The organism is Bacillus sp. SIMBA_008 (genome assembly GCF_046535495.1).
GTDB classification, from domain to species: Bacteria; Bacillota; Bacilli; order Bacillales; family Bacillaceae; genus Bacillus; species Bacillus subtilis.
Map to the genome: position 1 here is coordinate 16,780 of NZ_JAWRWL010000004.1, position 25,852 is coordinate 42,631.

The following is a 25,852-nucleotide window of genomic DNA, read 5'->3' on the forward strand; positions in this document are numbered from 1 at the left end:
TATGTTTTTAAGTTTTTGAAATTTTATTTCACTCAAGACTATAAGAAATGATGAAGGATCAACTGTTCTCCAAGCGGCCCGATTCTTCGCCGTCCTTTATCAAGGAACCCGCTTTTCATATAAAGGTGTTTTGCGCGTATGTTCAGATGATTGACGGCCAAGATGATTTCGTCGCACCATGGAAAATATCCGCTCACAAAAGCGGGAAGCAAAAGCATGGCTTTTTTCGCATAGCCTTTTCCGTGATGCACAGCGTTTAAAGACAGGGAGCTGAGCAGTAAAGCAAATGGATTGTTAGAATAAGAAGCAAGCGTTTCTTTTGATGCATGTAAAATGAAAAAACCGACTGGAAGGTCGTCTTTTAAGATGACAACCGGGTATCGGTCCTGTATGCCCAGAGCCTGAGACAGCACCTCTTTCGGGAGGGAGGTAAAGCGTTTGTCATCGTTGGTGAGCGTGAATGATTGGAGCTCGGGCAAGTGTTCAGGCTTATAGAAGGATAAAGAAATGTCTTGAGTCATGGGGTGGCCTCCTTACAATATGTCGTTAAGCTCGTTTTCCGAAATGACGCGGTAGCCCGCTTGTTTTAACAGTGCGGCGGTTACTCCGCTGCCGGTGATTTTTTTGCCAGAGAATGTGCCGTTATAGATAAAACCGCTTCCGCAAGATGGACTGTTTTCTTTTAATATGACGGCAGAAGCGTTGATTTCTTTTGCGTAAGCCAATGTTTTCGCGGCGCCTTCCATATATAGTTCTGTGACGTCTTCTCCTGAAGCTGTCACGATTTTCGCTGTTCCATTGAGGACATCCTCGCCGGTGCCTCCTATGATTTCTGCGGGTTCGCGTGGGGTAGAGAAGCCGCCGAGAAGTTCAGGGCAAGCCATAACTGCTTTCTTTTCATCGACGAGTTTTCTGATTTTCTCCGACGCTGCGTGAGAGCCGTTATATCTGCATTCAATGCCTCCAAGGCAAGAACTGACTAGAATCATATTGGTTTCTCCTCTCTTGCTTTGCTTGTCTCTATCATAAAATAAATGGCTTTAGTTGGGAGGCTTTTTCAGTTAAAAAAGGAGTTAAAAAGTTTGAAAATAAAAAATTTAATTTTCCTCTTTACAAACAGGGGGTGACCTGTATATAATAACTTTTGTCAGCTCGACGAGAACACAACGGCCCGTTGGTCAAGCGGTTAAGACACCGCCCTTTCACGGCGGTAACACGGGTTCGAATCCCGTACGGGTCACCATTTGGAGGATTAGCTCAGCTGGGAGAGCATCTGCCTTACAAGCAGAGGGTCGGCGGTTCGAGCCCGTCATCCTCCACCATCTTGCCGGTGTAGCTCAATTGGTAGAGCAACTGACTTGTAATCAGTAGGTTGGGGGTTCAAGTCCTCTTGCCGGCACTGTTTTTTCAAAATTTTATGTGGAGGGGTAGCGAAGTGGCTAAACGCGGCGGACTGTAAATCCGCTCCCTCAGGGTTCGGCAGTTCGAATCTGCCCCCCTCCACCATTATTGGGCTATAGCCAAGCGGTAAGGCAACGGACTTTGACTCCGTCATGCGTTGGTTCGAATCCAGCTAGCCCAGTCACAGACACCTTTGATCAAAAGGTGTCTTTTTTCTTTTCGGAAAAATCATTCCAATTTCTAACTGTTCAGTCTGTATAATAATTTTAAAAATATGTTAAGGTAGTTTATTCACAAATTACCATCTACACCCTGCCAAAAATTTGATAAACTTATTTTATAAAAAAATTGAAACCTTTTGAAACGAAGCTCGTATACATACAGACCGGTGAAGGCAGAGGTTAGATAAATATGGAAATGATGATTAAAAAAAGAATTAAACAAGTCAAAAAAGGCGACCAGAATGCATTTGCGGACATCGTAGATATTTACAAAGATAAAATTTATCAGCTTTGCTACCGTATGCTTGGCAATGTGCATGAGGCGGAGGATATTGCACAGGAAGCTTTCATCAGAGCGTACGTTAATATCGACAGTTTTGATATTAACCGGAAATTTTCAACTTGGCTTTATCGAATCGCGACCAATTTGACCATTGACCGCATTCGCAAAAAGAAGCCGGATTATTACCTCGATGCAGAGGTGGCTGGTACGGAAGGCTTGACCATGTATTCTCAAATCGCCGCAGATGGTGTTTTGCCTGAAGATGCAGTTGTGTCGCTGGAGCTCTCAAACACGATACAGCAGAAAATTTTAAAGCTTCCTGACAAATACAGAACAGTCATCGTATTAAAGTATATTGACGAACTCTCATTAATTGAAATCGGGGAGATTCTAAACATTCCTGTGGGGACTGTGAAAACGCGGATTCACAGAGGCAGAGAGGCTCTTAGAAAACAATTAAGGGATCTTTAAGTGGGGTGATGAAATGAGCTGTCCTGAACAAATTGTGCAGCTTATGCATATGCATCTTGATGGAGATATCCTTCCAAAAGATGAACACGTATTAAATGAACATCTGGAGACATGCGAGAAATGCAGAAAGCATTTTTACGAGATGGAGAAATCCATAGCGCTCGTACGGAGCACATCGCATGTCGAAGCCCCCGCGGATTTTACCGCTAATGTCATGGCAAAATTGCCTAAGGAGAAGAAAAGAGCTTCTGTAAAAAGATGGTTCAGAACCCATCCCATTATCGCAGCTGCTGCGGTATTCATCATTTTGATGGGCGGGGGTTTTTTTAACAGCTGGCATAATGACCACAATTTCAGCGTGTCCAAGCAGCCGAATCTTGTGGTTCATAACCATACTGTGACCGTACCAGAAGGTGAGACGGTCAAAGGTGATGTCACTGTCAAAAACGGCAAGCTGATTATTAAAGGCAAAATAGACGGGGATGTAACCGTCGTAAACGGCGAAAAGTATATGGCCTCTGCTGGACAAGTCACCGGTCAGATTGAAGAAATCAATCAATTATTCGACTGGACATGGTACAAGATGAAGTCTGCGGGGAAAAGTGTACTCGATGCATTCAGTCCGAACGGAGAAGAGTAAAGCGCGTTAGCCGCTTTGCTCTTTTTTTGCGGGCTGAGAGGGCTGGCACATTTCACTTGCTAAATCGAAATGTGGTATAATGGGCTCGCTATGTAAAGTACATATGCGTAACACGTAAAACACAAAATACGAAATGACTGAAATCTTGGAGGACGAGGAAATGGCTTTTGAGGATATCCCTTTTTTGCAGTACCTCGGCAATGCCGTTGATATTCTCCTTGTTTGGTATGTGATATATAAATTGATTATGGTGATACGCGGCACGAAAGCGGTTCAGCTGTTAAAAGGAATTGTAGTCATCGTGCTTGTTCGTATGGCCAGCCAATATTTGGGCCTCAGCACACTTCAATGGCTGATGGACCAAGCGATAACATGGGGATTTTTAGCAATTATTATTATTTTTCAGCCTGAGCTGAGAAGAGCGCTTGAACAGCTAGGCCGCGGCCGCTTTTTTTCGAGGAGCGGCACGCCTGTTGAAGAAGCGCAGCAGAAAACGATTGAGGCCATTACAAAAGCGATCAATTATATGGCGAAACGCCGTATAGGCGCCCTGCTGACCATTGAGCGGGATACTGGAATGGGGGATTATATTGAGACCGGCATACCACTAAATGCCAAAGTCAGCTCTGAGCTGCTGATCAATATTTTTATTCCAAACACCCCGCTTCATGACGGTGCGGTGATTATGAAAAATAATGAAATTGCCGCGGCCGCCTGTTATCTGCCGCTTTCTGAGAGCCCGTTTATTTCAAAAGAACTGGGCACGCGGCACAGAGCAGCTGTCGGTATCAGTGAAGTAACAGACAGTTTGACGATTATTGTGTCTGAAGAGACCGGCGGCGTCAGTGTGGCAAAGAACGGCGACCTTCACAGAGAGCTTACAGAAGAAGCGCTGAAAGAAATGCTTGAAGCCGAGTTTAAGAAAAACACCAGAGACACTTCTTCTAACCGCTGGTATTGGAGGGGCAAGAAAAATGGATAAATTCTTAAACAACCGCTGGGCTGTGAAAATCATTGCTCTGCTTTTCGCGCTCTTGCTTTATGTGGCGGTTAACAGCAACCAAGCACCGACTCCAAAAAAACCGGGTGAATCTTTCTTTCCGACATCAACAACTGATGAAGCAACTCTGACTGATATTCCGGTTAAAGCGTATTATGATGATGAAAATTACGTCGTGACGGGTGTTCCGCAAACGGTTAATGTCACGATAAAAGGCTCGACAAGCGCCGTGAAAAAGGCTCGGCAGACCAAAAACTTTGAAATATATGCCGATATGGAACATTTGAAAACCGGCACACATAAGGTTGAGCTTAAGGCCAAAAACGTGTCGGATGGGCTGACAATCTCAATTAATCCGTCTGTTACGACAGTGACCATTCAGGAACGGACGACCAAAAGTTTTCCCGTAGAAGTGGAGTACTACAACAAAAGCAAGATGAAAAAAGGCTATTCTCCGGAGCAGCCGATTGTCAGTCCGAAAAATGTGCAGATTACCGGATCGAAAAATGTGATCGATAATATTTCTCTTGTAAAAGCTTCAGTGAATTTGGAAAACGCAGATGAAACGATTGAAAAGGAAGCGAAAGTGACTGTCTATGATAAAGACGGAAACGCGCTTCCTGTCGACGTGGAGCCCTCGGTCATCAAGATTACCGTTCCGGTGACAAGCCCGAGTAAAAAAGTGCCCTTTAAAATTGAACGGACAGGAAGCCTTCCTGACGGTGTCAGCATAGCGAATATTGAATCAAGCCCCAGTGAGGTAACGGTTTACGGCTCACAGGATGTGTTGGATTCTCTTGAATTTATTGACGGCGTCAGCTTAGATTTAAGTAAAATTAACAAGGATTCCGATATCGAGGCAGATATTCCGCTTCCTGACGGTGTCAAAAAAATCTCACCGTCAAAGGTGACTTTGCATATAGAAGTCGATAGTGAAGCGGATCAGAAGTTCGAGAATGTCCCTATCAAGACTGTAGGGCTGAGCAGCTCACAAAACATTGAATTTCTTGATCCTGAATCACAAGCGATAGATGTAACGGCTAAAGGCTCTCCCACGAATATAAAAAAGCTGAAAAAATCAGATATTGAATTGTATGTGAATGTTTCAGATTTAGAGGACGGGGAGCATAGCGTGAAGCTTGAAGTGAACGGGCCACAGAATGTAACTTGGTCCTTGGGGCGGAAAAACGCCAAAATCAAGCTGACGTCTAAGAAAAGCAATACATCAACGAATGATAACAGCAGCAATACATCAGGGAACCAGGATGACACAGATAAACAAACAAATGATCAAAAGAACAATCAGCAAGAAGATACAAAGAACACTGATAAAAACAGCAACGATCAAAACCAAGACGAAAATAAAGATCAAAACCAAGATCAGGATGAGGATGAATCCACTGCGAATTCATCCTCATCGGAATAAAAAAGGAGCGATTATAAAATGGGCAAGTATTTTGGAACAGACGGTGTAAGAGGTGTCGCCAATAGTGAGCTTACACCTGAGCTGGCCTTTAAAGTCGGACGTTTCGGCGGTTATGTGCTGACAAAAGACAAACAACGTCCAAAAGTGCTGATAGGCCGCGATACACGCATCTCCGGCCATATGCTGGAGGGAGCCCTTGTCGCCGGACTTTTATCCATTGGCGCAGAAGTCATGCGCCTAGGTGTCATTTCTACACCAGGTGTATCTTATTTGACAAAAGCGATGGATGCAGAGGCGGGCGTCATGATTTCCGCTTCTCATAACCCAGTGCAGGATAACGGCATCAAATTCTTTGGGGGAGATGGATTTAAGCTTTCTGATGAACAAGAGGCTGAAATTGAGCGCCTGATGGACGAACCTGAGGATAAGCTGCCAAGACCTGTCGGAGCAGACCTTGGACTTGTAAACGATTATTTTGAAGGCGGACAAAAATATCTGCAATTCTTAAAACAGACAGCTGATGAAGATTTCACAGGCATTCATGTGGCATTGGACTGTGCCCATGGCGCAACATCATCCTTGGCGACACACCTGTTTGCTGATTTAGATGCAGATGTTTCTACAATGGGGACTTCCCCGAACGGATTAAACATTAATGACGGCGTCGGTTCGACTCATCCCGAAGCGCTCAGCGCGTTTGTCAAAGAGAAAAACGCGGATCTCGGCCTTGCATTCGACGGTGACGGCGACCGCCTGATTGCTGTCGATGAAAAAGGAAATATTGTAGACGGCGACCAAATCATGTACATATGCTCAAAACACCTGAAATCAGAGGGCCGTTTAAAGGATGATACTTTGGTTTCAACCGTGATGAGCAACCTCGGCTTCTATAAGGCGCTCGAAAAAGAAGGCATCAAAAGCGTACAGACAGCTGTCGGCGACCGCTACGTAGTAGAAGCAATGAAAAAAGACGGCTACAACGTCGGCGGAGAGCAGTCAGGACATCTTATTTTCCTTGATTACAACACGACAGGGGACGGATTATTGTCTGCTATTATGCTGATGAACACTTTGAAAGCCACAGGCAAGCCACTGTCAGAGCTTGCAGCTGAAATGCAGAAGTTCCCGCAGCTGTTAGTCAATGTGAGAGTGACTGATAAATATAAAGTTGAAGAAAATGAAAAAGTAAAAGCAGTTATTTCTGAAGTTGAAAAAGAAATGAACGGCGACGGCCGGATTTTGGTGCGCCCTTCAGGAACTGAACCGCTCGTCCGTGTCATGGCTGAAGCGAAGACGAAAGAGCTGTGCGATGAGTATGTCAATCGCATTGTTGAAGTCGTCCGGTCAGAAATGGGATTAGAGTAACGAAGTCTATTATCAGAGAGTGAACAAGACAAGCGAGGTTTACATAAGATAATTGTGAGACATACGGCAAAGTTGTTTAAAAAACAATTGACCGTTTATGCCACATGTTGTAAAATCAAGCTTGTCTTGTTCTTATTTTCTCAATAGGAAAAGAAGAAGACGGGATTATTGCTTTACCTATAATTATAGCGCCCGAACTAAGCGCCCGGAAAAAGGCTTAGTTGACGAGGATGGAGGTTATCGAATTTTCGGCGGATGCCTCCCGGCTGAGTGTGCAGATCACAGCCGTAAGGATTTCTTCAAACCAAGGGGGTGACTCCTTGAACAAAGAGAAATCACATGATCTTCCAAAAAACATGTAGGAGGGGACGATTGAAAGTCCCCTTGAAATTTGACTTTCTTCGTCTCCTTTTACAATCTTAGGAGGAAGAAAAATATGTGTGGAATCGTAGGTTATATCGGTCAGCTTGATGCGAAGGAAATTTTATTAAAAGGGTTAGAAAAGCTTGAGTATCGCGGTTATGACTCTGCTGGTATTGCTGTTGCCAACGAACAGGGAATCCATGTGTTCAAAGAAAAAGGACGCATTGCAGATCTTCGTGAAGTTGTGGATGCCAATGTAGAAGCGAAAGCCGGAATTGGGCATACTCGCTGGGCGACACACGGCGAACCAAGCTATCTGAACGCTCACCCGCATCAAAGCGCACTGGGCCGCTTTACACTTGTTCACAACGGCGTGATCGAGAACTATGTTCAGCTGAAGCAAGAGTATTTGCAAGATGTAGAGCTCAAAAGTGACACCGATACAGAAGTAGTCGTTCAAGTAATCGAGCAATTCGTCAATGGAGGACTTGAGACAGAAGAAGCGTTCCGCAAAACACTTACACTGTTAAAAGGCTCTTATGCAATTGCTTTATTCGATAACGACAACAGAGAAACGATTTTTGTAGCGAAAAACAAAAGCCCTCTATTAGTAGGTCTTGGAGATACATTCAACGTCGTAGCATCTGATGCGATGGCGATGCTTCAAGTAACCAACGAATATGTTGAGCTGATGGATAAAGAAATGGTTATCGTCACTGATGACCAAGTTGTCATCAAAAACCTTGATGGTGACGTGATTACACGTGCGTCTTATATTGCTGAGCTTGATGCCAGTGATATCGAAAAAGGCACGTACCCTCACTACATGTTGAAAGAAACGGATGAGCAGCCTGTTGTTATGCGCAAAATCATCCAAACGTATCAAGATGAAAACGGCAAGCTGTCTGTGCCTGGCGATATCGCTGCCGCTGTAGCGGAAGCGGACCGCATCTATATCATTGGCTGCGGAACCAGCTACCATGCAGGACTTGTCGGTAAACAATATATTGAAATGTGGGCAAACGTGCCGGTTGAAGTGCATGTAGCGAGTGAATTCTCCTACAACATGCCGCTTCTGTCTAAGAAACCGCTCTTCATTTTCCTTTCTCAAAGCGGAGAAACAGCAGACAGCCGCGCGGTTCTCGTTCAAGTCAAAGCGCTCGGACACAAAGCCCTGACAATCACAAACGTACCTGGATCAACGCTTTCTCGTGAAGCTGACTATACATTGCTGCTTCATGCAGGCCCTGAGATCGCTGTTGCGTCAACGAAAGCATACACTGCACAAATCGCAGTTCTTGCGGTTCTTGCTTCTGTGGCTGCTGACAAAAACGGCATCGATATCGGATTTGACCTCGTCAAAGAACTCGGTATCGCTGCAAACGCAATGGAAGCTCTATGCGACCAGAAAGACGAAATGGAAATGATCGCTCGTGAATACCTGACTGTATCCAGAAATGCTTTCTTCATCGGACGCGGCCTTGACTACTTCGTATGTGTCGAAGGCGCACTGAAGCTGAAAGAGATTTCTTACATCCAGGCAGAAGGTTTTGCCGGCGGTGAGCTTAAGCACGGAACGATTGCCTTGATCGAACAAGGAACACCAGTATTCGCACTGGCAACTCAAGAGCACGTAAACCTAAGCATCCGCGGAAACGTCAAAGAAGTTGCCGCTCGCGGAGCAAACACATGCATCATCTCACTGAAAGGCCTAGACGATGCGGATGACAGATTCGTACTGCCGGAAGTAAACCCAGCGCTTGCTCCGTTGGTATCTGTTGTTCCATTGCAGCTGATCGCTTACTATGCTGCACTGCATCGCGGCTGTGATGTTGATAAACCGCGTAACCTTGCGAAGAGTGTTACTGTGGAGTAATAAATGTTTAACCCCTTTGGTTGTTTTTACGGCTTTAAAATAAAGTTACGACGTTTATAAAAATGTTGTGATGCTTTTTCCCTTAGATAATTTTTGTCTAAGGGTATTTTTCTATTTTAACTAAAGAGGCAGGTAACTAAAAATTATAAGGGGATTCCAATTGATTTTGGGCCCCCTTTTTACATAAATGATGTGACACCAATCTTACAAAAATGTAACTTTAATCTCAAATAATGTAATTTGATTCGATGGCAGGTCATCTAATTTTCTTTTATTATGTTCTAAAAAGAGATTGGTTGGTGTTGGGTTTGGATATTTCAGAAGTTAATATATCACTGTTTAGACTAGTTAATGACTTAGGAAAAGAACATCCCTTTTTGAATCCTGTATTTAGTTTTATTGCTGAATATATGGTTTTTTTACTTGCACTAAGTGTTCTATTTATTTGGTTTACAAGGGATACGGATAATAGAATTATGATTCTTTGTGCATCTATCGCTTTCATTTGTGCCTTTACGATAGGGAAGGTTTCAGGGGTATTCCACTCGAATTATCAACCTTTTGTTGAATTGGGAGAGGTTAATAAACTGATACATAAAGAAAAAGACAATTCTTTTCCAAGTGACCATACAATTTTATTCTTCTCATATTGTATTTCATTCTGGCTCTTTAAGAGAGGCTGGTCAATTTTATGGGTATTGTTAGCTGTTCTTGTGGGAGTCTCCCGTATATGGGTTGGGGTTCATTATCCTTTTGATGTTTTAGCAGGAGTATTAATAAGCCTAGCAGTTTCAACTTTTATATATTTAACATTCCCTAAACTAAATATTACTCAAACTACCATGAAAATTTATGAAAAATGTGAAAACATACTTCTTTATCGCTTCAAAAGAAAGGAAAACAAGTCAAAAAACCTTTAGATTTATTCAACAATCGGGTGCTAATGTTCAAAAAATCGTAACCTAAAATGATAAACTCTTTTATAAAGATTCCATCTGTATTTAAAGCTGTAGAATCCATTTTGATCTATCTTTTTTTCTATGGATTCTTTAAATTTGCCGTAAACTGAAGGTTCATGTGTTATTTTTGATCAACCTTTATTTTAAAGCTACAGTTTTAGCCAAAGGGGTTTTTTGTTTTAAAGATGGCTATGTTTAATTTTACTGATATTAGGATTGCCATAAGAATATGAAAATATTATAGAAGGTATTTTTAAGGAAAGTGATATCTACGGAGAAATTGGGGAATTCTAGCTATAACACTATCCACACAGCTAGTTCAATTTCTTGGTCGTTAAGGCTGTTGAAAATAAAGTAGGAACCAGTATTTATTTATAGTTCCTAATTGAACCTAGTTATTTACTAAACAAGAAAATAGAAAAATGATTATAAAATTCTTCTTGTATTTCTACAAAAAATTAAAGTGATAGATATCATAAGCCTTGGATAAAGATTCAGGATGTATATTTAAAGGGAAAGAAGGATTTGATACTTCATTCTCTGTATTCCAACATCTTGACAATGTTTAAAATTTAGCATATCTTATATTTATCTTAATAATCGCGACCAGATGTTTATTTTCGTTTGTTACATTATTAGGTCTTTAGCATTCTTTCAACTAATCTTGACAGGATGAAAAAGTATCCTAATTTAAGCGAAAGAGAAGCATAAGTCGATTTATTTATAATCAAGCACTATATTAAAGTGTAGCGGTGAGTTCATTCCTTTAGAATGAACTTAAAATATTGTATAAAGTAAAATGACCAATAATAAGGTAGCACTTCAAAAAACTTCGCTGAAGTTAGTTGAAGTGAAGCCGACAATTTTCAGGATTCAATGATCTAACATAATCATTGAAATTTTGAAGTTGTCGGCTTTTTTGTTGGAAAAAAATAGAGATAAATAAAAATTGAAATAAATAATAGACAAATATGATCTGATTGAAAGGTCTTTTGACCAATAATGAGTTTTAAAAAAGGGAGAATTTAGAATGTTAGTTTCGCTGAGTTTGTCATCATTATTAACATTATTTTTTATTATGCTTATGGCTTCTGGGATTAGTGGACTATTGTTTTTACATCCGCGTGTACCCTTGAGTTTTGTTCGCATTCATATTGGGATCTTGGCTTTACCACTTTTGGTTTCCTTACTGATTCTTGCCAATAGTGGTGTGAGTGGAAATGTTGGCCCTTGGCACTTAGATTCCTTAGCTTGTTTAATGACTTTCTTTGTTCTTGCAATTGGATTCATCATTCAGCGTTTTTCTGTACGTTACTTAATGGGGGATCGATCTTATCGAAAATATTTTACGCTTTTTACTTTCACAACAGGAGCTGCTTCAATGACATGGTTAAGTGGTGATCTCCGCTTGATGGTTCTATTTTGGGGAGCAACTCTTGTTGGTTTAACCTTACTTATAAGGTTAAACAGTGCTTGGCAAGTGGCTAGTGAAGCAGCCAAAATTTCTGGACGGTTATTTTTGTTAAGTTGGTTTTCTTTGTTTTTTGCGATGATGTGGCTTTTTCATGCCACAGGTCAATGGCAGCTATCATTGGTTGTAACAAATGAAAGTTTAGCTGGGCTGGGAGAATGGGAGAGAACAGGGATTCAGCTATTGATTGTACTGGCGGTGATCATTCCTGCAGCTCAATGGCCGTTCCAAAGATGGTTGGTTGAGTCTATTGTTGCTCCAACCCCTGTTTCTGCAATTATGCATGCAGGTTTAGTAAATGCAGGAGGAATAATACTAACTCGATTTTCACCTCTATTTCATGGTGGTATCGCTTCGATTATCTTACTTCTGCTTGCTAGCATTTCTGTATTGATTGGAACTGGAATTAGTTTAGTCCAGGTTGATTATAAACGTCAGTTAGTAGGCTCCACGATTGGACAAATGGGGTTTATGCTCATTCAGTGTGCATTAGGCGCCTATATAGCAGCCATTATTCATCTTATTTTACATGGTTTATTCAAAGCTACGTTGTTTCTACAAGCTGGTTCAGCAGTAGGGCGTCATGAAGTATCGGCTCGCACTAATGAAAGAACATCCTATTTATGGGTCATGGCTGGTCGGATTTTATCCTTAGTAATAGGCGTTGCTTTTTGGCTCGCTGCTCCTGGAGAGGTATATCAATTCATTAGTGCGCTGATCTTAGGGTGGTCATTGTCCGTTTCTTGGAATCAGCTTGTCGCTTTTGGAGAGGGTCGAATTGGCCGAATTGCCGGCTTAACTGTTTTAGGAGGAGCAGCCCTCGTATATTTTATCATTCATAACCTTTTCTATAAGTGGCTGCATACAACCATTTTTCAAAGTGTTCAACCTCCAATGTCAGCTGTCATGATTGTCGTATGTCTCTTATTATTTGGCAGTGCTTTAGGTACATGGGTTGCTCGTTATCGTTCTTCCGTTTTTTTCGCGGTGCTCTATCTTTGGTTAGTTCGATTAGGTGAAGCAAAACCAAAGTCAGTAGAGAGTCACCCAGACTACCTTAAACAATATATTTCATAAGGAGCTAATCTGAGATGGGCATTACATCCGTATTAACGAAAGATAATGTAAAAAAGATAGATACAGATATTGATGTTCAAGAAAGGGATCTTAACGTTTTCATTACATCTGCCAGCCGAGTGATTGCGCCACTTTGGCCTATTTCTACATTTGCTGCACGTAATCCGTGGATGGGACTTGAAAACCAACCTTTTGATCAGGTTGCAAGTTGGTTGAAAAACACTCGCGATGTTGATATATACCCTAGTGCGTCTATGATCCGTTCAGCAAAGAATAAAGGTGAGATTGATGAAGATTTTGTGGAAATGGGGCTGCAGCGTTGGCTTGATTCACATTCTTATCACATCCCACGGGACGTGGCAGAGCGATTTTGTCATGCTGCATTAAAGTTAGATCCCCTGCCTTCCGACCTTTTATCATCACATGAGCTGGAGAAATTAGTAGGTGAATGTAGTGGATTGGATCATATCGAGAATGTGTTTATGCAACCACTAAGTTCGTATATAGAGAATCAAGATGGTGAAAGGCTAGTCAATATACTAGATCATCATGTCATTAAGTGGAGTAAATTATATCTTGATGACTCTCAAGCAGGCTGGACAATGCCTAATCGTGAGGAAGGTTTCTATCGTGCTTGGCAGCATCTTATTCAATATGATCCAGCACTTAGCAAAAAGCAACGGGAAAGGGTAAAGGGTTGGCCGAAAGAGGCACATTTGGCTTTAAAGGAAGCCTTATTCGCACTAGAAATCCCAGAGTCAGAAATCCAGACTTATCTTGAAGGTCATTTACTTTCATTACCTGGATGGGCAGGGATGATGCTTTGGCGCTCCCAGCAATCGAGCCACGAACATGCACTCCTAACAGAATATTTAGCGGTTCGAATATCCATGGAGTGGGCTCTTATAAAGCCATATTTACCTTTGACTAATGAACGATCTAAGAAAACAATTTCAATTGCTCCCCTTATAGCAGCTTGGATTCATTGGGGTGGGCTTACATTAGAAGAATGGTCACAGATGACGGCCATTGAACAAAACGAATATTTATCATTTGCCTACAGCTTTGATGAGAAACTTCGCAAGAAACTTTGGTTAGAAGCTTGGGAACAAACGTACACTGATCGATTAAGCCAGAAGATCATCTCGAAACTACGTGAAACCGGCCGTGAAAAATCTGCATTAGCTCAATTAGCATTCTGCATCGATGTACGATCAGAACCTTTTCGTCGTCAACTAGAAAAAGAAGGCCCGTTTGAAACGATTGGTATTGCTGGTTTCTTCGGGGTGCCGATTGCAACTTGTGAACTTGGCAGTAAACACAGTCATGCTTCCTTGCCGATCATACAAAAACCGCAAAATAAAATAAAAGAGTTCGCAGATGAGGATGTATTCAAAAAATACAATCAACGGAAGCAAGCAATTCATTCTTTAAGCCATACCTTTAAAACGATGAAGCAGAATGCGCTTTCGAGCTTACTACTGCCTGAGCTAAGCGGACCTTGGCTTACACTGCAAATGGCAGCCCGTAGCTTTGTGCCAAGAAAGGCGGGTCGTTTCATTCGTAATCTCCGTGAGGCTTGGTTACGCAAACCTGATACAAAACTCTCGCTTCATCATGATGCTACAGAGGCAGAAATACCTGTGGGTTTTACTGATGAAGAAAAAGTGAACTATGCTCGCCAAGCATTAAAAATGATGGGGTTAACAGAGAACATCGCACCATTGGTCGTGATTTGCGGGCATGGCAGTCAAAGTACTAATAATCCTTATTCTGCAGCCCTTGATTGTGGTGCCTGCGGTGGAGCGGCCGGTGGATTCAATGCAAGAGTTTTAGCTGCTTTATGTAATCTATCAGAGGTACGAGAAGCTCTTTTAACTGAAGGAATTAAAATCCCTGAGGATACGGTTTTTGCGGCAGCTGAACATAATACAACGGTGGATGAATTACATTGGCTTTATGTACCAGAGCTTTCCGAAGCTGCACAAGAAGCATTTGAACAAATTGAAGCCGTTATGCCGAAAGTGAGACATCATGTAAACGCAGAACGTCTAGCCCAATTACCGAATTTCCAATCGAAGCTAAAAAATCCGAAGGCTGAGGCAAACCGATTTGCGGAAGATTGGAGTGAGATACGTCCGGAATGGGGACTGGCTCGTAATGCCGCCTTTATTATCGGTAAACGTGAACTAACTCAGGATTGTGATTTGGAAGGCAGAGCCTTTCTCCATAATTATGATTGGAAGCAGGATGAAAGCGGTGAACTCCTAGCAAATATTATTGCAGGACCTGGAACTGTAGCCCAATGGATTAATTTACAATATTACGCATCAACGGTAGCACCTCATTATTATGGCAGCGGAAATAAAGCAACTCAAACCGTTACTGCAGGTCTCGGCGTTATGCAGGGGAATGCAAGCGACTTGTTAGCCGGACTGCCTTGGCAATCGGTCATGGAATCAGATCACGAGGCCTATCATTCTCCTCTTCGTTTATTGATACTCATCCAAGCACCTAGAGAATATGTAGAACGGTTATTAAATCATGACTCAGCATTTCTGCAAAAAGTTCAAAATGGATGGGTCCGACTGGCTAATATTGATCCAGAAGGATGTTGGGAAAGCTGGTAATGATGAATCTAAGCATTTATCAAATGGATTTGTTATTCAAAATAAAAATAATAAACATAAGGAAGAGGTGTGCTGTATGAATGTAAACCAAAATAAAAAAGTATTATTTTTGACGGATATTGAAAACGGTTTGGAGCCTATTTTACAAGAAGCGACTAACACTTCTGCAGAGAATATGTTGACTATACAAAGCTATGGTGCCAGTATTTCACATCCTTATGGAGAAATCATGAGATCTATTATTTTTGCGATTTACCAGGAAGATGTTGAGGAGATTTTTGTAGTAGGAACAAAAGATAAGAAGACTTCCGCAGGTAATGGACTAACTCAACTTGAAACAATGAAAGATAAAATACAAACATTGGATTATCTCTTTCAAAATTGCAAGCCTGAATTTTTTGGTGGTACGGTCGATGAATGGCTAAATGAAAATAGCAGTGACACCATTGAAAAAAGTGTTGATATGATTCGACATCATCCCCTAGTGCCGTCATATGTTAAAGTTAGAGGTTTATTCGTTCATCATAAGGATGGAAAACCCTCAATCGTGGAGGTTCCTGATGTTAAAACAGGTCAAGCCTTACCTGATCATTGCTTGTCATGATGAAATGCAGGTTCAACTTCTAAACGCACCCATATATGGAGAAAGCAGTTCTAAGGAGATTGTATGAGCGCTAATTTAACTGATTTTGTCACGAAAACAATAGAGGAAATGAACTCGTTTGATCGTGAAAATATGGAATGTATGAAAAAACTAATTAGAAAAGCAATTGATTTTTATCATCTAAAGTCTTATGAAGAAGTTGAGGAAACCCATTCAGGAAATGTTCGATTTTTGCATGTCCACTCTATGATGGAAGAAAATATGTTATCCAAAATGATAGTGGTCACAAGAAACGGTAAAACTGATTTGGATATTGAAGGTGTATATGAAGGATATGTTGTAAGAGAATATTAATGAGATGAAATCACAAATAGAATATGCCAATTTTTTTGCTCAGGAGATGTATTAGATATGAAAAAGTCGAAGGGTTCTATTGAATCAGAGATCAGTAAGTCCATTACTCAATGGGAGAAGGATTATCTTGGGCGGGGGTCTGTATCTGTTAAGACTGATATACTGCGGGACATGATCATCGTCAATTTAAAAGGGATTTTAACACCAGCCGAATATGTAGTTTGTGGATCAAAAGAGGGTATGTTATCTATCAAACAAACTCGTTCGGAGTTAGTCGAATCAGGTATAGAAGGCCTTAAGGATATTATCTTAAAAATAACCGGAGAAAAAGTGAAAAGTTTTCATACTGATTTAAGCTCCCGGACAGGTGAACGAGTGATGGTGTTTAAATTATGTAATGATCTAGAGAAAAATTTGGAAAAGATCTTATAATCTATAGAAAATAAATGTTTTGACGGTATGGAATTGGTTGTGAATTGAACATAATGAACTGCCGATTCTTTTGTTTTACAATTATGGCATCATTGATAACTTTTATTCATATCCTAAGCGGACATAAAGAGATGTCAATTCATAGTATACTGTCTTGTTATTCCTGTCGAAAGATCTAACATCCGCTGTTGTTATGAGCGGATGTTTTTTTACATCTATTTTAAATACATGAATTTGATGCTGGTGATTAGTCACTTGAACAATATTAAATTCATTTTAATTGAAAACTCCTTGTCACCTGCCGGGTTCCCCCAAGTGTTTAGTGACACGATTATGAGACCAATTTCGTAAAGCTTGATGATAAATTTAAGCGGTGAACAAAATTGATATGCTGTCTTCAGTTTCATTTCACGGAATTAGCTTTAATTAAATATATCCAAAAAACGGATTGACATATCGAAATATAACGATATAATAATCGATATGGAACCAATTGAAGTATTCAAAGCCTTATCAAATGAATCAAGGCTGCAAATTTTACAATGGCTGAAGGAGCCCGATCGTCATTTTGCACCCCATGAAGGGATTGATATGAACACAATCGGGGTATGTGTCAGTCAAATAACAGACAAATTGAAAATGACGCAATCGACAGCTTCTCAATATCTTACCATCCTTTTAAGAGCCGGCTTGATTAAGGCGGAGCGTATTGGAAAGTACACATATTACAAAAGAGATGAAGAAGCCATTGGGAAACTTGCTGACTTTCTTAAAACAGAGATATAAAAATAAACATCAAAAGATGTTTATTTTTACACCATACATATCGACATATTACGATGTGTTTATTTTTTATAATAACATATCGATAATTCGTGATATGTTTATTAATAATTAAGGAGTGAATGTTTTATGTCTATCACTTGGAAAATTTATATTTTAGCCATTGTCAGCTTTTTAGTTGGAACCTCAGAGTACATCATTTCCGGAATTTTGGATCAAATTGCTCATACTCTCGGGATCACTTTAGCTGCCGCGGGCCAGTTTATTACCATTTTTTCACTTGTATATGCTCTTTCTACACCCGTACTTATGGCGTTGACAGCAAGTATGGATAGACGCAAATTGATGATGTATGCCCTAGGTTTGTTTGTGTTCGGTAATGTCCTGGCTTTTGTATTGCCTGGTTATGGATGGTTTATTGCAGCGCGGATCATTATGGCGATGGGAGCAGGTGTGGTGGTTGTCACCGCATTAACGATTGCCGCTAAGATTGCATCGGAAGGGAAGCAGGGAAGTGCCATCGCTACGGTCGTGATGGGATTTACCGCTTCTTTAATCATTGGTGTTCCGCTTGGAAGAATGATAGCAGTAGCATTAGGCTGGAAGTCTGTATTTGGAGCCATTGCTTTGTTGGGATTGATCGCAATGGTCGTTATTTTCTTTACTCTTCCGCATACTGAAGGGGATAAGCCTGTGCCTTTGCTTCAACAGCTTGCTCTTTTCAAAAAACGGAAAGTGGCTATGGGATTATCAATCACTTTCTTCTGGCTCGGGGGATATTCTGTTGCTTACACTTATTTGTCACCGTATCTCTTGAACATCTCAGGTATAAACGGCAACTTGCTTAGCGGTGTTTTGCTTATATTTGGAATTGCCAGTTTGGTTGGATCAAAGTTTGGGGGATATAGCACCGATAAATGGGGAGTGCCCTTTACACTCGTTGGCGGGATGACGTTGCATATCGTCACACTGATTCTTCTGTCACTTGTCACTCATTCCTATATCGGAGTGTTGGTGATTCTCATATTATGGTCGTTTGCCGCATGGTCCACCGGTCCGACACAGCAATTTCACCTGGCTACAATAGAACCGGAAATGTCTGGTGTTTTGCTTAGCATGAATCAGTCAATGATGCAATTCGCCATGGCGGTCGGCGCAGGAATAGGAGGGGTTTTTGTGGAAAACGTATCATTGGCCTCGATTACCTGGGTTGGTGCGTTAGGGGTTATGATTGCCATTATTGCATCATTGCTGATTTTCAATTCGCAACCGAAACAAGCGCTAAAAGATATCAATCAATAATTTCGAAAGATCTAACATCCGCTCGTTATACAAGCGGGTGTTTTTTTATAGGCTCAAGTAGAAGGCACACTGAAGCTGAAAGGGATTTTTGCCGACGGAGAGCAGAAGCACAGCAAGTTATAATATACTAGGAAGGGAAATAACGGTATGGCAGAAGGGTTCTAGCGCTTCTCGCCTGTAAGATCATTACTTTGAGGATGTGTCATCGTGAATCAAAAGACGTACATTGAAATGAGCAGGACATCGCAGTACATCAACAAAATGAGAGAGTATTCAGTGCTAATTGATGGGGCTGAGATGGGAACTATCAAAGATGGAGGAAGGCTGCGAATTGATTTACCGCCTGGTGAGCATGTTATTCAAGTGAAGATTGCTTGGTGTACAAGCCCAACTTTGAGGTTTACTTTAGCGGAAGGAGAAGTGTTGAAGTTTAGATGCGGAAGTCCGCTTCGAGGTTGGAAGTTGCTTTTGGCACTTTTTTCTGTTTTGGGCCGTCCTGAAAATTATCTGTTTATCGAGCAGGAAGAAGAGAAAAAGCTTTGTGGTGACTTTGTTGTGTGAATAAATAGGAATAAATAGATTAAATACCCCTGAATTATGTTTTGTGAAAGATTGATATAAGCGGTAGCCTTCTCAATGTCGTTCTCCTTGGAGAAGGCTGCGTATAAGAAATTCTCGAACTTTGCGGATAGACCTTCCGATATCCATTTCAGGATTAATGTCTTCTGGGTGGATGAGTCCGATTTCATCATAGTATCGCAGTGTTTTTGTTGATACTTTGCATATCTTTGAAAATTCGCTGATCGATAGCCGAGTGATCACCTCCATGCTCCAAATGTACACCTTTCCGTAAGGGCAAAGTTAAATGTGAAAATAAAACTGTTCCAAAGTTAATCAGAAATTTATTTTCATATTGTATCCTTTCAGTATCAAGTGAAAGGAGCATCATATGAAAACATTATGGAAAGTCCTAAAAATTGTTTTTGTCAGCTTGGCTGCTTTGGTTTTGCTTGTATCCGTCTCGGTATTTATTTATCACCATTTCCAGCTAAATAAGGAGGCGGCACTGCTGAAAGGTAAAGGCACAGTAGTCGATGTTGACGGTAAAAAGATGAATGTGTATCAAGAGGGAAGCGGGAAGGATACGTTTGTGTTTATGTCCGGTTCGGGGATTGCTGCGCCTGCTTATGAAATGAAGGGGCTGTACAGCAAGTTTTCAAAAGAAAATAAGATTGCTGTTGTAGATCGGGCAGGTTATGGATACAGTGAAGTGTCTCACGATGACAGAGATATTGATACAGTATTGGAACAGACGAGGAAAGCGCTTATGAAAAGCGGAAATAAGCCTCCTTATATTTTAATGCCTCATTCGATATCCGGGATTGAAGCGATGTATTGGGCACAGAAATATCCTAAGGAAATCAAGGCCATTATTGCGATGGATATTGGATTGCCCCAGCAGTACGTCACGTATAAATTGAGCGGAGTTGACAGATTGAAAGTGAGAGGGTTCCACCTGTTAACCTCGATTGGTTTTCATCGGTTTATGCCTTCCGCTGTATATAATCCTGAGGTGATTCGGCAGTCGTTTTTAACTGATGAAGAAAAAGAAATCTATAAAGCCATTAACTTTAAGCAATTTTTTAATGCAGATATGGAGCATGAGCTTTTACAGTCTTACCAAAACGGCAGCAAATCTGTGAATCTGCCGGCACCAAAGGAAACTCCCGTCTTGATTTTAGATGCGGTCTCTGACCAAAATAGACATTCAAAGTATGCTATACAAAACCGAAAAGACTATGAAGCGTTTGCGGCTCAATTCAATACTGCCGATATAAAGGAACTGAGGGGAACACACAGTATTTATTTATATCAGCCTGATCAAATATATAAACTTTCCATGGAGTTTATGAGAAAGGTTCGCTAGGATGAAGGGTTATCGTATTTTAATCGTTGAGGACGATGTGATGATTGGTGATTTGCTGCAAAAGATTTTGCAGCGTGAGGGATATCGTGTGATATGGAAAACAGATGGAGCGGATGTGCTTTCGGTGATTCAGAAGGTGGATTTGGTCATTATGGATGTGATGCTGCCGGGTGAAGACGGGTATCAAATGTCTGCAAAAATCAAAAAGCTGGGGCTGGGCATTCCGGTTATTTTTCTCTCAGCCCGCAATGACATGGACAGCAAGCTTCAAGGTTTGCAGATCGGCGAGGATTATATGGTAAAGCCCTTTGATCCGAGAGAGCTGCTATTAAGAATGCGGAATATGCTTGAGCATCATTATGGGACCTTTACGCAAATCAAACATTTGTATATTGATGCGGTAACGAAAAAAGTGTTCAATGAAAGCCTGCATGATGAGGTATTATTTACTGCGATTGAGCGGAAAATTTTCTTTTATTTATATGAAAATAGAGACAGTATCCTGACAAAGGAACATTTCTTTGAATATCTATGGCAACTCGAAGATAGAAACCCGAATATTGTCAATGTGCATATTAAAAAAATTAGAGCTAAAATCAATGATCAAGCGGGTGAGATGATTGAAAATATATATGGAGAAGGGTATCGGCTGAATACCGTTGTGAAGAAATGAAGCTTAAGACAAAATATCAGTTGTTATTGTTTACGGCCGTCATTAGTGTTCCAATGCTATTGCTGGCGGTAAGTGTTTTGATGTCGGTGATTTATGACAGCATGTTTAAACCGATGAATCATGGTATGCCCTTTCACAGGTCGTTTGCGTACCCGGCAATGATCGTTGTATTTTTGATATCACTCTTATTGTTAGCTTTTTTATTTTCAAAGTCGATTCATTCTCTGTTGCATAAAATCAATCTATTAAATCAAACCATTCGGCATTTGGCGAGTGATCAAAGGGTGCCCGATAAAATTGAAGTGAAGCGTGCTGATGAAATCGGGGAACTGATCAAGTCGGTCAATTTGTTAATTGAACGGACGACATATCGTGAACTGGAGCTGAGACAGCAAGAGGAAATCAAAAAGGAGCTTTTGCAAAAACTGCGGCATGACATTAATACACCTTTAACGGCTCTCAGGCTGCAGTTATTTTATTTGGAAGACCAATGTCATGGTCAGGCTGTATTCGAATCATTGTATCAGCAAATCGAATATATCTCGGAATTAACCAATGAATTCAATCTATATTCCGCTGAGACGCTGGAAAGCTCTTATATTGTAAATGAAGAAGTGCGTCTAAACGAGCTATTAGAAACAGCGGTGAAAAAGTGGGATTATTTATACAGTATGAGTGGGATTGAGCTGCACTATAAGGCGGCAGATCAAGATGTGATATGGATGAGCAACGCGTTATGGATGCAAAGGCTGTTTGATAATATTTTTCAAATTACGTTAAAGCATTCAAAAGCTGAAAAGATGGAAGTCACGATTGAACATGACAATGTTTTTATTCGTGATGACGGTATTGGATTTGATCGGAATGAGAGCAGTGAGGGACTTGGGTTAAAGATTATTGAGGATACATGCAGGCTGCTTGCGATTACTTATGAGCTGCATACAAATGATAGCGGAACGGGGTTCTTGTTTTCAAAAGAGTGACCCCGCTGATGTTTTTCTTTCTCCTATAAAATTTATATAATAGGGAGAAAGAAATGGGGTGAACAGCATATGTTTAAAAAAATCATCAAAACGATTAAGTACCTCTCAAGCAGTTCTAGTGACCGATATCGCAGACACCGGCATTACAGCAGCAGCCGGCGCAGACATTATCGCAGCTACAGCAGCTCGGGCAAAAGAAGACACTACGACCGTTATGGCGGCAGTCATCGTTACAAACGCCGGAGCTACAGCAGCAGTTAATCCAAAAAAGTTCTTGTTCCGCTTTTGGGACAAGGGTTTTTTTATGTGACCGATTGAATGGCCCGGTTTAGATCCTCGCGAATGGAAGCGGTGTGCTGATACTCTTCCTCAATGCCCAATAATCTTTTCAGCAGCAGGGTTACTTCCTTTGTCAGTGTTAATTCCTCCAGCCAAGTGCCGTTTTTCTTCTTTTTTCCTTTATATTGAGAGTACAGCAGGAATAACAGCGTTTCTCCGAGATCGAAGAAGTCATCCTGTTTTCGTACCTTTATTTCCTCCATTTCTTCAGGAGTCAATTGTTTGGCAAGGCCGAAATCGAGGAGGCAGAGCCTGCCGTCATTGATGATGATATTAGGCGTCCTGATGTCGCTGTGGAAGATAAGGCGATCATGCAGGTATTCTATAATCTCAAGCAGCTGCGAAATCAGTTGTAACGCCATAAGCTCTGTGAACGGCTGTTTTCGAAAAAATAATAATTCTTCTATATTCTCTCCCTCAATGAACTGCATGACATAATAAGCCTGTCCGTCTATGATGAACTCATCTATGAAGCCCGGAATTTGCGGGTGGTGAATGCTTTTGAGAAGTTTTATTTCCTGCTGGAACCGGACTTTTTCTTTTTCCTTTTTCGCTTTTGTCGGCCGAAGCTGTTTTAAGACATAAGGTGTTTGAGTTAGGATATCGGTGCACAAATAAACCAAACCGTAGCCTCCCATACCGAGGCACTCTTCGATTTTGTATTGATGATTTAAGATAACGCCGTTCTTTAGAGGGCGGTCAAAAAGCAGTTTTTTTAGAAGCTTTAATGCCATGTCTGCACTTCCCTTGGTTGTACTGACTATAGTTTACCTTCTAGACTGAGAATAAAAAAGAGCCGGATAACCGGCTCGGTATAAGTTAAAACTGCTTTGTCACGTCGTATTCATAATCTATTTTTGTTTTTACGTTGCTCATCGCCGATCTGGCTGTCGCTAATGTATTATATTTAAAACTCCATACCTTTGCCACACTGAGTTGATCTGACAAAGAGATATCATAAGACCCTGAAGTCGAGCTGTTTACAAGAGCACGGCGCCATTCGTTGTTTTCGCTCGTCATGATCAGGTGGCGTGTATTTCCCTGGCTTGGTGTTTGAGTGGCGGTTGTCTGAACTCTGGTTACAATGGCATCACGCGGTATCCCAGATTGGTTTGTTAAATCAACCTTGATCACGCTGGAGTCAGAACCTGAGGGGCTAAGGCTTGTATTTCCTTTATTTTCAGCAACGCCGCTGAATTGGAACGTTCCGCTGCCTGATTTGATTCGGTCTTCAATTGAAAGCGTAAAGTACATGTTTCCAGTATAGGTGCCTCGTGACACTTTCACATAAAAGGTATCTGTCGTGTTTTGGGCGTCTGCATTTGCATAAATAAAAGAAGAAAACGTATTAGGGTTTATGACTTCTGTCCCTTGAGAAACAGGTATTCTATTCTTATCATAAATTTCAATTTTCATCCCTGTATATGCGCTCTGGTATGTACTCCTCACGTATACTTTTTCTCCCTTATTAGCCGTAAAAGTGAAATAGGCTTCATCTTGACCAGCTTCCAGTATTGTTGTATCGATATTTTTATATTTCCAATAACCGATCGGCATTGCGGTATCAAATGAATTGTTTCCTGTGATAGCAGTGACTCCGGCAGCTGATGCCGAATACGTAAAGGTGAATAAGACAGACAGCATAACAGCGAATGGAATAAGCCATTTTTTCACCATGCAAACAACCTCCTTTTATTTCCATCATACATAATAACGATTTAGGTGTAAATAAATGTTTTTTGAGGTTAATATATACATTGTATTTGCCGATAAAAAAGAATAAGAGAGAATACTCGGGAGGGAATTCAATGCGTCTGAATCGGCAATTTATCCGCACTCAGCTGATGGCACAGAACATATTGAGCAAGAATGCGCCTGCCAAACGGGAGAATGCGACTGAAAATCCAGCGGCAGTTCTGGAAAAGGCATACAGCAGGCTTAAGTCACAATCTTCAACTGGGGGAATCAATCAGTTCAATTATTCTAAAATCAGCGTGTCGGGAAACAGCGGGACATTCAGCAAAGTGTATCAATCAGCGAATGATCGAACAGTGACAGACACAGGGGAAGAAACAGTGATTCAATCCCAAAACCCCTATGAATCTGAGAGTGATATCAGAATCAAAATACTAGATGAAAAATACAGCAGGATGAATGCGATTAATAAAACAAAGTCTGATCCATTAGGCTATATTAAGGATAAGTACCAAAATTCAAAGTCTCCTTATTTCAGAAGTGATCTGTCAGCTGCAGAGAGACAGGCCGCTTACGATAATGAAACAGAATGGTTATTCAAAGGGAAGGCGCAAAACTATAACCTCCAGGATGCTGCGTTTCGGAATGTCACATTTCATGGGGAAGTGGAAGCTGAGAATGAAAAGGTGTATCAGCGGGGACAGGTTAACCAGCAGCTGCAAGTGCTGTTGAATCGAAACCATATTTATATTCCAGAGGGGACAGAGCTGACGTTTACAATCACACCGATTGACTATCAGGTGCGGGTGAGCGGGACAGACGATCAGGATCTGATCAAGCAGATTGAGCAAGTGCTGCAATCTGGAGACAACAGCAAAGAACTATTTTTGCACATCATGAAAAGCCAAAGCAGTGATTCAGCACAATTTTCCGAAGAGGCCTATCAAAAGTATCAGGCTGCTCGTGAGATGTACGAAGTTACAGGCTACCATTTAAAGGATTTAGAAGTGATTGATGGGCGGTATGTCACGCCTGATGGACGTGACTTATTAGACGTCTATAAAGAAGAACTTGAAAAAGATCCAGTACAGAAGCAAACGGCTTCTTATGCTATATCTTACTATCGTTCAGAGCTCAGTAAAATCGCGGAAGCCGGGTATAATGCCATTCCGGATTTCATCCTATCAATTGATTACAGCAATGGATCTCTGAGAGATGTGGGACAAAGCAAGAGCTATGGGACCGGAGATACCGGGTGGCTTGAAGCATTAAAGCGTCAAACGGGTGTGAATTATTAAGTAAGCTGTTCATGTAGAACAGCTTATTTTTTATGAGAATCTAAGGGGTGTATTAATTTCAATATTCAAACAATTTTATTATTTTTATATAAAAGATTTTAAAAGAAGTGAACGATTCAAAACTCTGAACAAAGGTGTTTACCTGAAAAAAACAATTGTATTTTCCAGAGAAATTTATTATGATGAAATAAGTAATTTAGGAGATTATATAACAATTTTAAGTTTGAATTTTCTGATTGTTATCACTGATTCATGTGAAGGCAAGCAGGTCTGCTGTTT

At 41.0% G+C, this 25,852-nt stretch carries 23 protein-coding genes, 5 tRNA genes and 2 pseudogenes; 25 read left to right on the top strand and 5 right to left on the bottom strand.

What is annotated here, in order from left to right:
* Positions 1 to 38: 38 nt before the first annotated feature.
* Together SB658_RS14215 and SB658_RS14220 are read right to left on the bottom strand one after the other, a co-directional pair.
* Positions 39 to 521: a GNAT family N-acetyltransferase gene (locus tag SB658_RS14215; RefSeq protein ID WP_014475628.1), complete on the bottom strand. Its 483-nt coding sequence runs from the start codon at positions 519 to 521 to the stop codon at positions 39 to 41.
* A gap of 12 nt (positions 522 to 533) precedes the next feature.
* A complete protein-coding gene (locus SB658_RS14220; RefSeq protein ID WP_003234960.1) occupies positions 534 to 989 on the bottom strand; it encodes a 2-thiouracil desulfurase family protein in 456 nt (151 codons plus the stop codon).
* A gap of 179 nt (positions 990 to 1,168) precedes the next feature.
* Between SB658_RS14220 and SB658_RS14225 the strand changes: the two genes are divergently transcribed.
* From SB658_RS14225 to SB658_RS14320, 20 genes are all read left to right on the top strand, one after another.
* A tRNA-Glu gene (locus SB658_RS14225) sits at positions 1,169 to 1,243 on the top strand.
* 3 nt (positions 1,244 to 1,246) lie between these two features.
* Positions 1,247 to 1,322, top strand: a tRNA-Val gene (locus tag SB658_RS14230).
* A gap of 4 nt (positions 1,323 to 1,326) precedes the next feature.
* Positions 1,327 to 1,399: transfer RNA gene (locus SB658_RS14235), tRNA-Thr, on the top strand.
* Positions 1,400 to 1,421: 22 nt separating this feature from the next.
* Positions 1,422 to 1,506 (top strand) — tRNA-Tyr (locus SB658_RS14240).
* A gap of 4 nt (positions 1,507 to 1,510) precedes the next feature.
* Positions 1,511 to 1,582: transfer RNA gene (locus SB658_RS14245), tRNA-Gln, on the top strand.
* Positions 1,583 to 1,812: 230 nt separating this feature from the next.
* Positions 1,813 to 2,376 (top strand): RNA polymerase sigma factor SigW, encoded by a 564-nt coding sequence (gene sigW / locus SB658_RS14250; protein WP_014478649.1) that lies wholly within the window; start codon positions 1,813 to 1,815, stop codon positions 2,374 to 2,376.
* 13 nt (positions 2,377 to 2,389) lie between these two features.
* Positions 2,390 to 3,016, top strand: coding sequence for an anti-sigma-W factor RsiW (gene rsiW, locus SB658_RS14255; RefSeq protein ID WP_410601813.1), 627 nt, complete (start codon positions 2,390 to 2,392; stop codon positions 3,014 to 3,016).
* Positions 3,017 to 3,176: 160 nt separating this feature from the next.
* Positions 3,177 to 3,998, top strand: coding sequence for a diadenylate cyclase CdaA (gene cdaA / locus SB658_RS14260; protein ID WP_003223651.1), 822 nt, complete (start codon positions 3,177 to 3,179; stop codon positions 3,996 to 3,998).
* Complete coding sequence (cdaR, locus tag SB658_RS14265; RefSeq protein WP_029726928.1) at positions 3,991 to 5,442, top strand: CdaA regulatory protein CdaR; 1,452 nt, start codon at positions 3,991 to 3,993, stop codon at positions 5,440 to 5,442. The genes cdaA and cdaR overlap by 8 nt, the downstream gene beginning before the upstream one ends.
* Positions 5,443 to 5,460: 18 nt before the next feature.
* Positions 5,461 to 6,807, top strand: a complete 1,347-nt coding sequence (glmM, locus tag SB658_RS14270; RefSeq protein ID WP_014478651.1) for a phosphoglucosamine mutase — start codon at positions 5,461 to 5,463, stop codon at positions 6,805 to 6,807.
* A gap of 436 nt (positions 6,808 to 7,243) precedes the next feature.
* Positions 7,244 to 9,046: a glutamine--fructose-6-phosphate transaminase (isomerizing) gene (gene glmS / locus SB658_RS14275; RefSeq protein WP_015252962.1), complete on the top strand. Its 1,803-nt coding sequence runs from the start codon at positions 7,244 to 7,246 to the stop codon at positions 9,044 to 9,046.
* 248 nt (positions 9,047 to 9,294) lie between these two features.
* Positions 9,295 to 9,966: an undecaprenyl-diphosphatase gene (locus tag SB658_RS14280; protein ID WP_174243312.1), complete on the top strand. Its 672-nt coding sequence runs from the start codon at positions 9,295 to 9,297 to the stop codon at positions 9,964 to 9,966.
* A gap of 1,069 nt (positions 9,967 to 11,035) precedes the next feature.
* Complete coding sequence (locus SB658_RS14285; RefSeq protein ID WP_144500626.1) at positions 11,036 to 12,553, top strand: NADH dehydrogenase subunit 5; 1,518 nt, start codon at positions 11,036 to 11,038, stop codon at positions 12,551 to 12,553.
* Between the two features lie 14 nt (positions 12,554 to 12,567).
* The gene (locus tag SB658_RS14290) at positions 12,568 to 15,183 is read left to right on the top strand and encodes a DUF2309 domain-containing protein (RefSeq protein ID WP_144500627.1); all 2,616 of its coding nucleotides are present in this window, start codon (positions 12,568 to 12,570) and stop codon (positions 15,181 to 15,183) included.
* Between the two features lie 76 nt (positions 15,184 to 15,259).
* Entirely contained in the window at positions 15,260 to 15,787 is a 528-nt protein-coding gene (locus SB658_RS14295; protein ID WP_038827946.1) for a carbonic anhydrase, read from the top strand.
* A gap of 63 nt (positions 15,788 to 15,850) precedes the next feature.
* Positions 15,851 to 16,141 carry a DUF6407 family protein gene (locus SB658_RS14300; protein ID WP_014475635.1) on the top strand — a complete coding sequence of 97 codons (291 nt, stop codon included), beginning with the start codon at positions 15,851 to 15,853 and terminating at the stop codon, positions 16,139 to 16,141.
* A gap of 57 nt (positions 16,142 to 16,198) precedes the next feature.
* Positions 16,199 to 16,573: a Na-translocating system protein MpsC family protein gene (locus tag SB658_RS14305; RefSeq protein WP_003246482.1), complete on the top strand. Its 375-nt coding sequence runs from the start codon at positions 16,199 to 16,201 to the stop codon at positions 16,571 to 16,573.
* A gap of 483 nt (positions 16,574 to 17,056) precedes the next feature.
* Positions 17,057 to 17,359, top strand: coding sequence for an ArsR/SmtB family transcription factor (locus tag SB658_RS14310; protein WP_003234907.1), 303 nt, complete (start codon positions 17,057 to 17,059; stop codon positions 17,357 to 17,359).
* Between the two features lie 126 nt (positions 17,360 to 17,485).
* Positions 17,486 to 18,658, top strand: a complete 1,173-nt coding sequence (locus tag SB658_RS14315; protein WP_144500900.1) for an MFS transporter — start codon at positions 17,486 to 17,488, stop codon at positions 18,656 to 18,658.
* 207 nt (positions 18,659 to 18,865) lie between these two features.
* Entirely contained in the window at positions 18,866 to 19,219 is a 354-nt protein-coding gene (locus tag SB658_RS14320; RefSeq protein WP_029317260.1) for a hypothetical protein, read from the top strand.
* 143 nt (positions 19,220 to 19,362) lie between these two features.
* On the opposite strand, the pseudogene SB658_RS14325 reads toward SB658_RS14320, so the two are convergent.
* Positions 19,363 to 19,486: pseudogene (locus SB658_RS14325) on the bottom strand (MerR family DNA-binding transcriptional regulator); the annotation flags it as partial.
* Between the two features lie 121 nt (positions 19,487 to 19,607).
* On the opposite strand from SB658_RS14325, the gene SB658_RS14330 reads away from it, so the two are divergent.
* The 4 genes and pseudogenes from SB658_RS14330 (at position 19,608) to SB658_RS14345 (ending at position 22,559) form a co-directional block, all read left to right on the top strand.
* A complete protein-coding gene (locus SB658_RS14330) occupies positions 19,608 to 20,585 on the top strand; it encodes an alpha/beta hydrolase (protein ID WP_015715154.1) in 978 nt (325 codons plus the stop codon).
* Between the two features lies 1 nt (position 20,586).
* Entirely contained in the window at positions 20,587 to 21,258 is a 672-nt protein-coding gene (ybdJ, locus tag SB658_RS14335) for a two-component system response regulator YbdJ (protein ID WP_003234895.1), read from the top strand.
* A complete protein-coding gene (ybdK, locus tag SB658_RS14340; RefSeq protein WP_186437843.1) occupies positions 21,255 to 22,241 on the top strand; it encodes a two-component system sensor histidine kinase YbdK in 987 nt (328 codons plus the stop codon). The genes ybdJ and ybdK overlap by 4 nt, the downstream gene beginning before the upstream one ends.
* A 58-nt stretch (positions 22,242 to 22,299) precedes the next feature.
* Positions 22,300 to 22,559 (top strand): annotated as a pseudogene (locus tag SB658_RS14345) (hypothetical protein).
* Here the strand turns inward: SB658_RS14345 and SB658_RS14350 are convergent.
* Complete coding sequence (locus SB658_RS14350) at positions 22,544 to 23,314, bottom strand: serine/threonine protein kinase (protein WP_129133851.1); 771 nt, start codon at positions 23,312 to 23,314, stop codon at positions 22,544 to 22,546. The pseudogene SB658_RS14345 and the gene SB658_RS14350 sit on opposite strands and share 16 nt — an antisense overlap.
* An 85-nt stretch (positions 23,315 to 23,399) precedes the next feature.
* Positions 23,400 to 24,257, bottom strand: a complete 858-nt coding sequence (locus SB658_RS14355; RefSeq protein ID WP_144500901.1) for a hypothetical protein — start codon at positions 24,255 to 24,257, stop codon at positions 23,400 to 23,402.
* 131 nt (positions 24,258 to 24,388) lie between these two features.
* On the opposite strand from SB658_RS14355, the gene SB658_RS14360 reads away from it, so the two are divergent.
* Positions 24,389 to 25,573 carry a DUF4885 domain-containing protein gene (locus SB658_RS14360; RefSeq protein WP_144500902.1) on the top strand — a complete coding sequence of 395 codons (1,185 nt, stop codon included), beginning with the start codon at positions 24,389 to 24,391 and terminating at the stop codon, positions 25,571 to 25,573.
* Positions 25,574 to 25,852 lie beyond the last annotated feature (279 nt).

Excerpts from the sequence above, each read along its gene's own strand:
- SB658_RS14285 (WP_144500626.1), top strand. The coding sequence starts at position 11,036 with ATGTTAGTTTCGCTGAGTTTGTCATCATTATTAACATTATTTTTTATT.
- cdaA (WP_003223651.1), top strand. The coding sequence starts at position 3,177 with ATGGCTTTTGAGGATATCCCTTTTTTGCAGTACCTCGGCAATGCCGTT.
- cdaR (WP_029726928.1), top strand. The coding sequence starts at position 3,991 with ATGGATAAATTCTTAAACAACCGCTGGGCTGTGAAAATCATTGCTCTG.
- SB658_RS14330 (WP_015715154.1), top strand. The coding sequence starts at position 19,608 with ATGAAAACATTATGGAAAGTCCTAAAAATTGTTTTTGTCAGCTTGGCT.
- SB658_RS14295 (WP_038827946.1), top strand. The coding sequence starts at position 15,260 with ATGAATGTAAACCAAAATAAAAAAGTATTATTTTTGACGGATATTGAA.
- SB658_RS14300 (WP_014475635.1), top strand. The coding sequence starts at position 15,851 with ATGAGCGCTAATTTAACTGATTTTGTCACGAAAACAATAGAGGAAATG.
- sigW (WP_014478649.1), top strand. The coding sequence starts at position 1,813 with ATGGAAATGATGATTAAAAAAAGAATTAAACAAGTCAAAAAAGGCGAC.
- SB658_RS14220 (WP_003234960.1), bottom strand. The coding sequence starts at position 989 with ATGATTCTAGTCAGTTCTTGCCTTGGAGGCATTGAATGCAGATATAAC.
- SB658_RS14305 (WP_003246482.1), top strand. The coding sequence starts at position 16,199 with ATGAAAAAGTCGAAGGGTTCTATTGAATCAGAGATCAGTAAGTCCATT.
- SB658_RS14310 (WP_003234907.1), top strand. The coding sequence starts at position 17,057 with ATGGAACCAATTGAAGTATTCAAAGCCTTATCAAATGAATCAAGGCTG.
- SB658_RS14315 (WP_144500900.1), top strand. The coding sequence starts at position 17,486 with ATGTCTATCACTTGGAAAATTTATATTTTAGCCATTGTCAGCTTTTTA.
- SB658_RS14360 (WP_144500902.1), top strand. The coding sequence starts at position 24,389 with ATGCGTCTGAATCGGCAATTTATCCGCACTCAGCTGATGGCACAGAAC.
- SB658_RS14280 (WP_174243312.1), top strand. The coding sequence starts at position 9,295 with ATGGCAGGTCATCTAATTTTCTTTTATTATGTTCTAAAAAGAGATTGG.
- SB658_RS14355 (WP_144500901.1), bottom strand. The coding sequence starts at position 24,257 with ATGGTGAAAAAATGGCTTATTCCATTCGCTGTTATGCTGTCTGTCTTA.
- SB658_RS14290 (WP_144500627.1), top strand. The coding sequence starts at position 12,568 with ATGGGCATTACATCCGTATTAACGAAAGATAATGTAAAAAAGATAGAT.
- rsiW (WP_410601813.1), top strand. The coding sequence starts at position 2,390 with ATGAGCTGTCCTGAACAAATTGTGCAGCTTATGCATATGCATCTTGAT.
- ybdJ (WP_003234895.1), top strand. The coding sequence starts at position 20,587 with ATGAAGGGTTATCGTATTTTAATCGTTGAGGACGATGTGATGATTGGT.
- glmS (WP_015252962.1), top strand. The coding sequence starts at position 7,244 with ATGTGTGGAATCGTAGGTTATATCGGTCAGCTTGATGCGAAGGAAATT.
- ybdK (WP_186437843.1), top strand. The coding sequence starts at position 21,255 with ATGAAGCTTAAGACAAAATATCAGTTGTTATTGTTTACGGCCGTCATT.
- glmM (WP_014478651.1), top strand. The coding sequence starts at position 5,461 with ATGGGCAAGTATTTTGGAACAGACGGTGTAAGAGGTGTCGCCAATAGT.
- SB658_RS14215 (WP_014475628.1), bottom strand. The coding sequence starts at position 521 with ATGACTCAAGACATTTCTTTATCCTTCTATAAGCCTGAACACTTGCCC.
- SB658_RS14350 (WP_129133851.1), bottom strand. The coding sequence starts at position 23,314 with ATGGCATTAAAGCTTCTAAAAAAACTGCTTTTTGACCGCCCTCTAAAG.